We start from the raw sequence: 12,783 nt of genomic DNA on the forward strand, positions 1-12,783 counted from the left end.
CGAGGTAGAACCCCGGTTGCGCGAAGGAGAACCGTGGGTCTCGTGCCCGACGGCGTGGTCTGGGCGCGTCCTGCGCGCGGGACGAACCCACGTCGCCTGCTCGTACCGCCGGGAGGGCCTGGTCGGCCTCGTGCCGGGCCAGACATCGGCCCACCTGGCACCGTCGGCCACCCGCCGGTCCCGGGCGGGCGACCGACGTCCCCGGGCGGGACGATCGCCGAGCGGTGGGGGTGGGCTCGGATGCGACAGGGCGTCAGCGGCGCCCCTCGAACCCTCGACCGCAAGACCAGGGTGGCGGCGCCGCAGCCCCGAGCACCGAGCCCACCCGGGCCGCGGGCCCGACCACGCGGGCCTGAGACCCGATCACCCCCGCTCCGCCGACAACGGCTTCTGCGCCGGGCAATGTCGACGTTGTCATGATGGGCGAGAGGGCGCGGGTAGGTGTGCATGCTCTTCGCGATCGAGCACTATCGGGACTCGGATGGCGAATGCATGTCAGCGTTGACATAGACGGCTCGCACGGCCTAGCGTCCGCTGGGTCAGCACCCTCGGACGAAGGAGTCCTCCATGTCCCGACGACGATCCGCGGCCGCTGCCGCGGCCTTGTCGCTCCTGGCGAGCGTCGCGCTCGCGGCGACGCCCGCGTGGGCCTCGCCCGGCGCGGCCACGGATCCGCCCGCCGCCGACCCCCCTCACGACGGGCCCGTCGTCGTGAGCCTCGACGACTTCGACGGCTACCCCGACGACGCGGCGCTCTCGTCGCTCTACTCCCGGAACACCAACGGCGGTGCGAACACGGCGACGCTCGTCGACTCGCCCTTCGCCGCCGAGGGCGAGGACCTCGGCTCGGCGATGCGGTTCGACTACTCGTTCGCGAACGGGTACTCCGGGCGGTCGCGTGCGGTCGACGGCTACTGGCCAGGGCTGCAGGCGGTCGAGTTGTGGATCGCGAACGGCACGCCCGGACAGGACGTGCTGCTGCAGCTCAGCGACGGCGCGCCGTTCGAGGCGCACCTGAACGACGTGGCCGGGTTCGACGCCACCTCCACGGCGCCGCAGCGCGTCACCGTCCCGGTCGAGGACTTCCGCCCCAAGTCCGGTACCGGAACCCTCCGGCCGAGCGGCGTCGCGTCGCTCGCGCTCTACGTCAACCAGGTCGGGGCGGGGACGGGAGGCACCATCGTGGTCGACGAGATCGATCTGCTGTTCGACGTCGCACCGCCGGTCCCGGAGGTGACGTTCCCCGCGACGGAGCTGCGCACCGACGGCGCCGGGAACCTCCTCACGCTGCTCGCCGAGCACGCCGTCGTGCCCGACGGCGCGCGCGTCGTCCAGGCGACGTGGACCTCCGACGACCAGGCGGTCCTGCGCGACGCGACCCGCCCCGAGCCCAAGGGTGACTTCCGCGCCGAGGGCACGGTCGGCGTCGACCTCCACCAGGTGCGGCTCTTCGTCCCGGCCGAGGACGGCGGCGCTGGCACGACGTTCGCCGTGGACGTCGACACGCACCTCGAGATCGAGGTGACCGACCTGCCCGCGCCGGTCGACGTCGTGGACTACCTCGACGCGATCACCGGCACCGGGATGCTCTCCGCGATGCACCACGACCAGTCCTACGCGAACCCCGCCGCGAACGACGTGCTGCACCAGCGCGTCGCGAACGAGTTCGGCGTCTACCCGGCGCTGTACAGCGCGGACTTCCTCACCGGCCAGACGGTCCCCTACCGCGAGAACATGGTCGACGAGGTCCGCCGCCAGTGGGACGCCGGCAACCTCGTGCAGATCATGTTCCACGTCTCGCCCCCGCAGTACACCGTCGCGCAGGAGGTGCAGGGCAGCTGGGGCGGCGACCAGGCGCACGAGACGCTCCCGAGCCCCAACCGGATCTACTCGTTCCTCTACGAGGACCAGTGGGACGAGCTGCTCACGGACGGCACGCCGCTCAACGAGAACTGGAAGCTGCGCCTGGACGAGTACGCGCGTCTGCTCCAGCCGCTCGAGGACGCGGGCGTGACGGTCATGCTGCGTCCGTTCCACGAGATGAACCAGCACGTGTTCTGGTGGGGCGGGCGGCCCGGGCTCGACGGCAGCGCCGGCCTGTACCGGATGGTCCACGACTACCTGGAGCAGGAGAAGGGCCTGTCGAACATCGTGTGGGTCTGGAACGTCCAGGACCTGCCCGACGACTACGGCTTCGCCGACGGCGACCCCAAGTTCGACCGCTACGAGGGCCTCGACGGCGGGCTGCCCGAGTACGACGCCAACGACTGGTCGAGCTTCAGCCCCGGCGCCGACTACTACGACGTGCTGTCCGTCGACTTCTACGACGTCGAGGGCTACGCGCCGCGGCACTACGAGCAGGCGCAGCGCATCGCGCAGCGCGACGGCAAGCCGATGATCGTCGGCGAGACGTTCGTCTTCCCGACGCAGGACGAGGTCGCGGCGCAGCCGGACTGGTCGCTCACCATGCCGTGGGGCGTGCGGACGTGGAACTACAACACGCCGCAGGCCATGGCGACGTTCTACGAGCACAGCATCGGCGCGGCCGGGCTGCCGCGGTTCACGACACGCGACAACACGGCGACGCCGCCCACGGCCACGGACGCGCGCGTCGTCGGCGTCGTGAACCCGCACGGGTACGAGGTGGCCGCGGTCGCGGTGCGCTACTCCGCGCCCCTGCCCGCGGGCGAGCTCGACCCCGCGGCGTTCGCCGTCCGGGGGGACCTCGACGGCCCGACGCCGGACACGTCGTCGGACGGTCCGCGCACCGTGGTCCGGGCTTACACCGCAGCGGGTCCCGGCGGCGCACTGGTGCCCGACGACGCCGGCTCGCCCGGGCAGGAGCCCGCGCCCGGCGAGTGGGTTGTCCTCGAGCTCGACACGTCCGACGCCAACGCGGCCGGGACGTTCTACTCCGGGACGACGCAGACCTACGACCTGGCCGCCGCGTACTCGGTGACCCAGGTCGCCGACGTGCACGTCGGCGGGACGACCCTGCCCGCGTCCGACGGGCCGGTCGCAGCGTCGGGGGTCGACACGCCCGTCGTCGACGAGTACGAGGCCGGGACGTGGGACGGGCCGGGCGACGCGTTCCGGTACCGGCTCTTCACGCCGCACGCGTACCGCGAGGCGCCGGATGACGACACGCTCTACCCGCTCGTGCTCACGCTCCACGGCACGGGCGAGACCGGCACCGACAACGCCGTCCAGCTCCTCGGCAACCAGCTCTCGGTCGCGTTCGCCGCGCCCGAGCGCCAGGCGAGCGACCCGGCGTTCGTCCTGTCCCCACAGCGCGCACCCGACCAGGACTGGCTCACGCCGAGCGGGCGCGAGGCACTCGTCGGGATGGTCGAGGACCTGGTCGACCGCTACCCGGTCGACCCCGACCGCGTGTATCTGACGGGGCTCTCGCGCGGGTCGCGCGCGAGCTGGCCGCTGCTCGCCGAGGACGGCGACCTCTTCGCGGGAGCGCTGCTCGTCGCGGGCGGCGAGTCGGCCGACCTCACGGCGCAGGTCACCGACCTGCCGGTCTGGGTGCACCACGCGATCGACGACCCGACGGCGCCGTACGGCCTCACCCTCACCGCCCTCGAGGGCCTCGAGCGCGGGGGCGCCGTCGTGACGCGCGGCGAGTGGGCGGGCAACCTCCCGCGCGACGCGGCCGCAGCGCGGGCACAGGCGCTGTGGGACGAGGCCCGCGCGACCGGCAGCGAGGTGCTCCACACCGCGTACTCGCCCGGCACGACGGGCACGCCGGACCGGCTGGCATACCCGCACTCGTCGTGGATCCCGACGTACGCGAACCCGGTCGTCCTCGACTGGCTCTTCGCGCAGTCGCGCGACGGCGGCCCGGCGGTCTCGGTCGAGGCGTCGGGACGTTGCCTCGCCGGGAAGGCGTACGTCGCGGTCCGCGCGACGAACGACGGCGGCGCACCGGTCGGCATCACCCTCACCACGCCGTACGGCAGCAGGACGTACTCGACCGTGGTGCCCGGCTCGAACGCGTACCAGTCGTTCGCCTCGCGGGCGACGTCGGTCCCGGCGGACACCGCGACCGTCACCGTCACCGCGGGCGACGGCGCCGAGACGACGCTCGACGCCCCGTACGACGCCACGACCTGCGGGTAGCGTCCGACCTTCCCGCACGTCGTCCGCCGACGAACGACGCCCCCGACGCCCGCAGCGGGCGTCGGGGGCGACTTCGCGCCGTCTGGCCCCGCGGGTGCGACCCGGTGCCGTCCGAAACCGCGCCCGGGTGACGTCTCGCCGGCTCCGTCGTGCCGGTTCTCGCGCCGGAGACGCCCCGCGCCTGACGGGACGGCAGCTCAGTGGATGGCGGCGAGCAGGACGCCGACCCCGACGAAGAGTCCGCCGAAGAGCCGGTTGACGGTGCGCTGCCCGCGCGGGCTGCGGGTCAGTCGCCGCAGCCCCGTGGCCGCGGTCGCGAAGAAGAACCACATGACGAGGACGTCGATCACGACGACCGTCACCCCGAGCACGACGTACTGCGGCAGCAGCGGGCGGTCCGGCCGGACGAACTGCGGGATGAACGCGAGGAAGAAGACGATCGCCTTCGGGTTCGTGAGGTTGACGAAGAGCCCGCGCCGGACCATGGACCACCGCGACTCCGGCCCGCGCGCGACGGCGTCGCCGTCGTCGCCGCTCGGGCGCGACCGCCACTGCCGGATCCCGAGGTAGACGAGGTAGGCGGCGCCACCGTACCTGACGACGTCGAACAGGACGGGCGAGCCCGCGACGAGCACGCCGACGCCGGCCGCCACGATCGCCACGTGCGCGACGAGGGCGAGCTGCTGGCCGAGGATCCCCCAGATGGAACGCGCCCACCCGACGCCGATCGAGTTGGCCATCGTGTTGACCGCTCCCGCGCCGGGCGTGAGCGAGATGAGCACCCCGGCGGCCGCCAGGGTCGTCCAGACCGACCACGCCATGGCGGAAAGGATAGGTGCCCGCCGGTCGGCGCCGAGCACGCGAGCGCGCCGCGCACCCACAGCGACGTGCACCCCGAGCGGCGTGCCCCGAGCACGACGACGGCCCGCGCGGCCCATCCGGGTCGCGCGGGCCGGTGTCCGGTCCGACCGCTCAGCCGCAGGCGACCGCCGCGTACGGGACGTCGAGCTCGACCGCGTCGTCACCCGAGCCGACGGTGACGACCGCCGACCCGGCGGCCACGGACGTCGCGCGCACCGCGAACGACTGGTACGCGTTGGCCCCCGGCGCGACGGCCGCGAAGGCCTTGCTCCCGTACGGCGTGCCGAGCGTCACGGCGACGGGCGCGTCGCCGTCGTTCGTCGCCCGGACGGCGACGTACGCCTTGCCGGCGAGGCACCGCGAGGTCGCCTCGACGGTCACGGGCACGCCCGGTCCCACGACGGCGGTCCGCACGTCGTCGACGACGAGCACCGCGGGACCGCCGCCCCCGAGGTAGAACGAGATCTCGGTGACCGACTGCAGGTCCGGGCGACCGCCGCCGCCCGCCCACGGCGGGAGCGCGAGGTCGGCGAACGGCACGTGCACGACCCCCGCGGGCTGCGGGCCGACGTCGGGCAGCACGGTCTCCCAGAACTGGCCGCCCGCGACGACCTGCACGGTGACGTTCTGCCCCGCGCCGAGGCCGGAGCGGTCGAGCCACAGGTCGAGGCCCGTGTAGCCCCACCACGACTGCGGCGCGTCGAACGTGCGGGTCACCCCCGCGTACCCCGACGACGCGAGCGTCGTCGCGAGGCGCATGGCCTGACCGCCGTCGGCGCCGAGGACGAGCGTCGAGGTGATCGGGTCTCCCCCGCTGTTCGCGCGGTGCGCGGCGGTGAGCGCGGCGTCGTCGGCGAAGCCCTCGTAGTCCTCGACGACGAGCGGCTCGGTCGGCAGCGCCTCGGTCGCGAAGGTCCGCGGCCCGCCAGTCATTCCCGTGCTCCCGGCCCCGTTCACGGCCTCGACGTGCCACGTGTACGACGTCGCGGGGTCGAGCTCGACAGCCGGCGCGAGGCTCGTGCCGCGCACCTCGGCGGAGACGAGCGGCGTGCCGGGCGCGTCGCTCCGCGCGAGCGTCACGCGGTAGGTCGCGGACTGGGCGGCCGGATCCCACCGCAGGGTCGGCGTGCCGCGCAGGGCGGACGCGCCGTCGTCGGGCGCGAGGGCCGCGAACGCGCCGGGAGCGGCGAGCTCCCCGCCCGTGCCGAACAGCCGCACGTCGCCGAGCTGCTGCGCCCACTCGGGCGTCGCGTCGGCGGGCCAGACGGCGCGCACCGCGTCGGTACCCGCGGGCAGCGGCGCGGTGTACGCGAAGCGACCCCATGCGCCGCCCACGGTCCCCGGAGCGCCGGCGACCGCGACGTCGAGGCCCTGCCACGCGCCGTCGACCCGCGCGTCGAACGCGAGATGTGCGGGCTCGGCGTCGGGCCAATACCACCCCGTCGCCTCGAGGCGCGTGAGGCCGTCCGCCTCCCACGCGAGCGACGCTGCGCCGGGCGCGTCGCGCTTGGCCCGCCCGGCGTCGCCGCCGAACAGGTCCGGGTTCCCGGTGTCGGTGCCGACCGATCCTCCGACGCTCGCACCCGTCAGGTCGTCGAGCGCGTCGTCGACCACGGGCAGGTCGGCTGCGCCGCGCAGCGTGACGCGCTCGAGCCGCGGCGACGCGCCCGCCGGCCACGCGACGCGCAGCCGCTCGCCCTGCGCCGCGGAGACGGCGACGCGGAAGCGCCCGTCCCCGTCCGGCCCGACGGCGGTGCTCGCCGCGGCCCACGTCTCGCCGTCGGCGCTGGTCTCCACGACGAGCGCCGCGACGTCGTCGGCGGTCGTCGCCCGCACGCGCAGCTCCGCGCCCGTGAGCCCGTCGTGGGCCCACGTCGCGTGGGCGGGAGCGTCGCCGGCCGGGCCGAGCAGGGCGGCGTCGCCGTCGGGCGTGACGCGCAGCCCGGCGTGGTCGACGAGCGGGCGCTGCGTCTCGAGCGGGTCGACGAGGACCTGCTCGCCCGCCGCCACGACGACCGCCTCGGAGGTCGGCCCGTCCGCGCCGTCCGCGCAGACCGGGACGACCCGGTAGGCCGCGTCACCGCCCGCGGACGTGTCGAGGTACGGCTCGCCCGTGTCCGTGAGGCCCTCGGCGACGACCTCGAACGGCCCGGTCGGGACGCCGTCGGACACCGCCGCGCGCTCGACGCGGTACGTCGCCGCGCCCGCGGCCCCGCGCCACGACACCTCGTGGAAGCCGTAGGTGCTGCCGACCGACGTCACGAGCGGCCGCCCCACCTCGACGGGGACCGGGGCACCCGCGAGCGCCGCCGAGAAGTCACGGATCGCCGCGACGTTGCCGCGCATGCGGTCGTCGGTGCCCGGGTCGTGGAGCGTGAAGCCGTCGTCGTGCGGGACGAGGCCGGACGCGTCGTCGTGCCCGAAGAGGGACCAGAACATCAGGCCGGTGACGTCGGGCTCGGCCGCGAGCGACTCGAGCAGCTCGGGCGTCGCGGCGGGCGAGGCGTACTCGCCGGCGACGTACACCTTCCCGGCGTCGGTGACGCGGGCCGCGTCCGCGCGGACTCCGCTCGCCGTCGGCGGGTAGTAGTGCACGTCGACGATGTCGACGAGCGGGGACGCGAGCGTGTCGTCGTCGATGCCGAACCGCTTGCCCGCCGCGACGAGCTGGCGTGGCGCGCGCTCGGAGATCTCGGTGGCGACGTGCTCGAGCCACTGCGGCGTCATGCCCTCGAGCTCGTTGCCGAGCTCCCACGCGAGGATCGTCGGGTCGTCCTTGAGCGCGAGCCCGGTATACGGGTTCACGTGGTCCATGACGTGGTGCACGTAGTCCGTGAAGTCCGCGACGACGCGCGGGTCGGAGTAGAACTCCGCGCACGGCGTGAGCGGCGTGGTCGGTGCGCACAGCCCGTACGGGGCGCCGAAGTCGCGGTGCCCGCCGTGGTAGTACGCCCACTCGTCGGTCAGCGGCAGGATCAGGCGGATGCCCTTCGAGGCGGCGTAGGCGACCGCGTAGTCGATGCTCGCGAACGCGTCGGCGTTGTACCCCGCCTCCTTCGACGGGAGGATCGCGAGCGGCGTACCCGTCGAGGCGAGCATGTGCGAGCGCACGACCGTCACCCCGAGGTTCGAGGCCGTGTCGATCGCGTCGCGGATGCGGAACGCCGTCGGGTAGTCGACCACGCCGGGCGGGACGTTCTCGTCGAGGCCGAGCCAGTAGATGTTCGTGCCGCTGAAGCGGAACGTCTCTCCGTCGAGGACGAGGCGCGTGCCGTCGCGCTCGACGAACGAGGTGTTGCGGCTCTCGCCGAGGGGTGCGCTCACGGCGGGGATCTCCTTCGTCGGGGCGGCAGCGACGGCGCTGGTCGGGCTCCCGCCCGCACTGCCTGCGGCGGCACCGGCCGGGACGACCGTACCCGCGAGCGCCAGCACGACGGCGGTCGCCAGGCCGAGCGGTCGGCGTCCGGCGTGCGGTCGGCCTCGGTGGGTATCGGCGTTGCCTGCGCGGGGCCTCGCCGCACGCAGTCGTCGTGGGGTCATCGTCCGCTCCTTCGCGTCGGTGGCGCGCCGGCCGCCCGACGCAGGGCGACCGTAGAACGTGGCGAACCCTTGTGTCAACGCTGTCACCGTGACACCACTTCCATGGACAATCCGAGTGGTATCAACGCATTAAGCGGTTCATGACAACGCTGGACAATCACATCGGCTCGGTATTACCGTGGCCGCTCGTCAGGCACCACTCACGCAACGACGCGGAGGACGCATGCGACACCTCATCCCCACCCAGCTCAGACCCGGGCACGCTCCCGAACCGGCACCCGGCGCGACGACGGTCGCCCGCCGGAGCACCGCGCGACGCGCCCTCGCGGCGCTCGCGGCGGGTCTCGCGGCCCTGCTCGTGGCGACCCTCGTCCCGACCGCCCCCGCCGCGCACGCCTTCCCGGCGCGCGACAAGCAGGCGGTCATCGACTACCTGCGGTCGATCACCGGGACGTCGATCGTCTCGGGCCAGCACAACAAGGAACCGGCCTCGGCACCCGGTCAGTACACGCAGCAGGTCCGCGACATCACCGGCCAGTACCCGGGCCTGTGGGGCGGCGACATGATGTTCCGCGGTCAGGACCAGGCGAACCGGCAGCGCGTCGTCGACCAGGCGAAGACGGAGTGGGCCAACGGATCGCTCGTCGCCCTCACGTGGCACGCCTGCTCCCCGACCGGACCGTCGACGTGCGAGTTCGAGGGCGGTGTCAAGACGCAGATCAGCCAGAGCCAGTTCGAGCAGATCGTCACCGGCGGCACCTCGCTCAACCAGACCTGGCGCGCGCGCATGGCCGAGGTCGTGCCGTACCTGCGCCAGCTCAAGGACGCCGGCGTGCCCGTGCTGTGGCGGCCGTTCCACGAGATGAACGAGACGTGGAACTGGTGGGGCGGCCGCGCCGGGGTCAACGGCGGCGCCAAGATCTACCAGCAGATGAAGGACTACTTCGACTCCCAGGGCCTCGACAACCTCATCTGGGTCTGGAACGTCCAGGACAACCCGAACGCGAACTGGTCGAGCTACTACCCCGGTAGCTCGTACGTCGACGTCGTGAGCCTCGACGTCTGGTACAAGAACCACCCCAGCACCTCGGACTACCAGCAGGTCCAGTCCATCGCCGGGAGCAAGCCCATCGCGATCGCCGAGATGGGGAAGGTCCCGGACGACGCGCTCCTCACGGCCCAGCCGCGCTGGAGCTACTTCATGGTCTGGTCCGAGCAGCTGCGCGGGAGCAACACGAACGCGGAGATCCAGGCGGCCTACTTCCACCCGCGCGTGCTCAACCAGGGCGAGGTGCAGCTCGGCTCCGGCGGCGGGACGCCCAACCCCGGCCCGACTCCCGCGACCGGCGCGATCGTCGGGCTCGCCGGCAAGTGCGTCGACGTCGCCGCGTCGGGAACCGCGAACGGGACCGCCGTCCAGCTCTACACGTGCGCGCCGGGCGTCGCGCAGACGTGGGAGGTGCGCGCCGACGGCACGATCCGCAACCCGAACGCGGGCAGGTGCCTGGACGTCGCGGGCCAGGGCACGGCCAACGGCACGGTGGTCCAGATCTGGGACTGCAACGGCTCGGGCGCGCAGCAGTGGGTGTACTCGGCCGCGACGCAGTCCCTGCGCAACCCGCAGGCGAACAAGTGCCTGGACGTCACGGGCCAGTCGTCGGCGAACGGGACGCGGCTCCAGGTCTGGGACTGCACGGGCACCGCGAACCAGCGGTGGACCCTGCCGTCCTGACTCCCCGGTCCGGCTCGCCCGGCGGTCGTGAGCGCCCCCTCGTGGTCGCCGGGCGAGCCTGTCAGGTGCGCGGCGAGGCGACGTGGAAAGGTTGCCCCATGACCGGGCCAGCCGACTCCACCACCCCGCCTCCCGTCGTCGTGCCGCCGGACGCGCTCGCCGCCGCGGCGGCGGGCCGCACGTTCGACCCGCACGCCGTGCTCGGCCCGCACCTGGCGCCCGACGCCGCCGACGCGCGCGCCGTCGTCCGGGTCCTGCGTCCGCTCGCCGACGAGGTCGTCGTCGTCACGACCGACGGCGAGCACGCTGCCGCGCACGAGCAGGACGGGGTGTGGGCCGCCGTCGTCCCGGTGCACCAGGACGCCGACGGCACCCGGCACGCCCCCGACTACCGCGTCCGGGCGCGCTACGGCCACGAGACCACGACCGCCGACGACCCCTACCGCTTCCTGCCCACCCTCGGCGAGGTGGACCTGCACCTCGTCCGGGAGGGGCGGCACGAGGAGCTGTGGCGCGCCCTCGGCGCGAACGTGCGCACCTACCCCAGCGCGCTCGGCGACACCACGGGCACCGCGTTCGCCGTCTGGGCACCCAACGCGCGCGCGGTCCGCGTCATCGGCGACTTCAACGGCTGGGGAGCGACGCACCCGATGCGCTCGCTCGGCGACAGCGGCGTGTGGGAGCTCTTCGTCCCCGGCGTCGGCGCGGGCGCGCGGTACAAGTACGAGATCCTCGGCCCCGACGGCTCGTGGCGACAGAAGGCCGACCCGCTCGCCAAGGCGGCGGAGGTGCCGCCCGCGACGGCGAGCATCGTCGTCGAGTCGCAGTTCGCGTGGACCGACGACGCCTGGCTCGCCGCGCGCGCCGCCCACGACCCCCACACGCAACCGCTCAGCATCTACGAGGTGCACCTCGCGTCGTGGCGCCAGGGGCTGTCGTACCGCGACCTCGCCGAGCAGCTCACCGCGTACGTCGTCGAGCAAGGCTTCACGCACGTCGAGCTCCTGCCCGTCGCCGAGCACCCGTTCGGCGGGTCGTGGGGCTACCAGGTCACCGGCTACTACGCGCCCACCTCACGGTTCGGCCACCCCGACGACTTCCGCTACCTCGTCGACCGCCTGCACGCGGCCGGCGTCGGCGTCGTCGTCGACTGGGTCCCCGCGCACTTCCCGCGCGACGAGTGGGCCCTCGCCCGGTTCGACGGCACGCCCTGCTACGAGCACGCCGACCCGCTGCGCGGCGAGCAGCCCGACTGGGGCACGTTCGTCTTCGACTTCGGACGCAACGAGGTCCGCAACTTCCTCGTCGCCAACGCGACGTACTGGCTCGAGGAGTTCCACGTCGACGCGCTGCGCGTCGACGCCGTCGCCTCCATGCTCTACCTCGACTACTCGCGCGGCCCCGGCCAGTGGCACCCGAACGTGCACGGCGGGCGCGAGAACCTCGAGGCCATCGCGTTCCTCCAGGAGGCCAACGCCACGGCGTACCGGCGCACGCCCGGGGTCATGATGATCGCCGAGGAGTCGACGGCCTGGCCGGGCGTGACCCGTCCGACGTCGGCCGGGGGCCTCGGGTTCGGGCTCAAGTGGAACATGGGCTGGATGAACGACTCCCTGCGCTACGTCGCCGAGGAGCCCATCAACCGGCGCTACCACCACCACGAGATCACCTTCTCGATGGTCTACGCCTACTCCGAGCAGTTCGTGCTGCCCATCAGCCACGACGAGGTCGTGCACGGCAAGGGCTCGCTCTACGGCAAGATGCCCGGCGACGACTGGCAGAAGCGCGCCGGCGTCCGCGCGTTCCTCGCGTACCAGTGGTCCCACCCCGGCAAGCAGCTCCTCTTCATGGGCAGCGAGATCGGCCAGCACTCCGAGTGGAACGAGGGCCGCTCGCTCGACTGGGACGGCCTCGCCGCCGACCCCGGGCGCCAGGGCGTCCAGCGCGCGGTGCGCGACCTCAACGCCCTCTACCGCGCGACCCCCGCGCTCTGGGAGCTGGACCACGACCCCGCCGGCTTCGAGTGGCTCGACGCCGACGACGCCGACCACAACGTCCTCGCCTACGTGCGCCGCGGCCGCGACGGCAGCGAGGTCGCCGTCGTCGTGAACTTCGCCGGCACGCCGCACGAGGGCTACCGCGTCGCGCTGCCGTCCGGCGGAGCGTGGCGCGAGGTGCTCAACACCGACGCCGAGGTCTACGGCGGGTCGGGCGTCGGCAACCTCGGCGAGGTCGAGGCGGAGGCCGTCCCGTGGAAGGGGCGCGCGCACTCCGCGACCCTGCGGCTGCCCCCGCTCGGCGCGCTGTACCTCGTCCCGTCGCCGAGGTAGAGGTCTGGTCTGCCGACGTAGAGGTCTGGTCACCCTGGGTGGTGGGTGGGGTGGTGGCGCCGGGTCTACCAGCCGCCGCTCGTGCCTCGCGGCTCCCGCCAGGCCCGCCACGACCCGGCGCCACCACCCCACCCACCCGGCTTCGTCTCACCTCGTCCGTTGCCTCCCCAGCGCGACGGCGGCCGGTCACCT

5 protein-coding genes are annotated in these 12,783 nt (G+C 73.6%); 3 read left to right on the forward strand and 2 right to left on the reverse strand.

Annotated features, from left to right (window positions below; genetic code table 11):
- The first annotated feature begins 567 nt into the window (after positions 1-567).
- Positions 568-4,128 (forward strand): glycosyl hydrolase, encoded by a 3,561-nt coding sequence (locus ACN9MS_RS14400; RefSeq protein ID WP_426309202.1) that lies wholly within the window; start codon positions 568-570, stop codon positions 4,126-4,128.
- 197 nt (positions 4,129-4,325) lie between these two features.
- Here ACN9MS_RS14400 and ACN9MS_RS14405 read toward each other — a convergent pair whose 3' ends face one another.
- Together ACN9MS_RS14405 and ACN9MS_RS14410 are read right to left on the reverse strand one after the other, a co-directional pair.
- Positions 4,326-4,949, reverse strand: coding sequence for a LysE family transporter (locus tag ACN9MS_RS14405; RefSeq protein ID WP_426309203.1), 624 nt, complete (start codon positions 4,947-4,949; stop codon positions 4,326-4,328).
- A 151-nt stretch (positions 4,950-5,100) separates the two neighbouring features.
- Positions 5,101-8,313: a cellulase family glycosylhydrolase gene (locus ACN9MS_RS14410; RefSeq protein WP_426309204.1), complete on the reverse strand. Its 3,213-nt coding sequence runs from the start codon at positions 8,311-8,313 to the stop codon at positions 5,101-5,103.
- Positions 8,314-8,752: 439 nt separating this feature from the next.
- Here ACN9MS_RS14410 and ACN9MS_RS14415 point away from each other — a divergent pair, with 439 nt between their 5' ends.
- Both ACN9MS_RS14415 and glgB read left to right on the forward strand, forming a co-directional pair.
- Positions 8,753-10,261 (forward strand): glycosyl hydrolase, encoded by a 1,509-nt coding sequence (locus tag ACN9MS_RS14415; protein ID WP_426309205.1) that lies wholly within the window; start codon positions 8,753-8,755, stop codon positions 10,259-10,261.
- Positions 10,262-10,359: 98 nt separating this feature from the next.
- A complete protein-coding gene (gene glgB / locus ACN9MS_RS14420) occupies positions 10,360-12,591 on the forward strand; it encodes a 1,4-alpha-glucan branching protein GlgB (protein ID WP_426309206.1) in 2,232 nt (743 codons plus the stop codon).
- Positions 12,592-12,783: the final 192 nt, after the last annotated feature.

Source organism: Cellulosimicrobium sp. E-16 (genome assembly GCF_049913115.1).
Lineage (GTDB): Bacteria > Actinomycetota > Actinomycetes > Actinomycetales > Cellulomonadaceae > Cellulosimicrobium.

Bases quoted from the DNA above. Each gene is read 5' to 3' on its own strand.
- ACN9MS_RS14405 (WP_426309203.1), bottom strand. From the start codon at position 4,949: ATGGCGTGGTCGGTCTGGACGACCCTGGCGGCCGCCGGGGTGCTCATC.
- ACN9MS_RS14400 (WP_426309202.1), top strand. From the start codon at position 568: ATGTCCCGACGACGATCCGCGGCCGCTGCCGCGGCCTTGTCGCTCCTG.
- ACN9MS_RS14415 (WP_426309205.1), top strand. From the start codon at position 8,753: ATGCGACACCTCATCCCCACCCAGCTCAGACCCGGGCACGCTCCCGAA.
- glgB (WP_426309206.1), top strand. From the start codon at position 10,360: ATGACCGGGCCAGCCGACTCCACCACCCCGCCTCCCGTCGTCGTGCCG.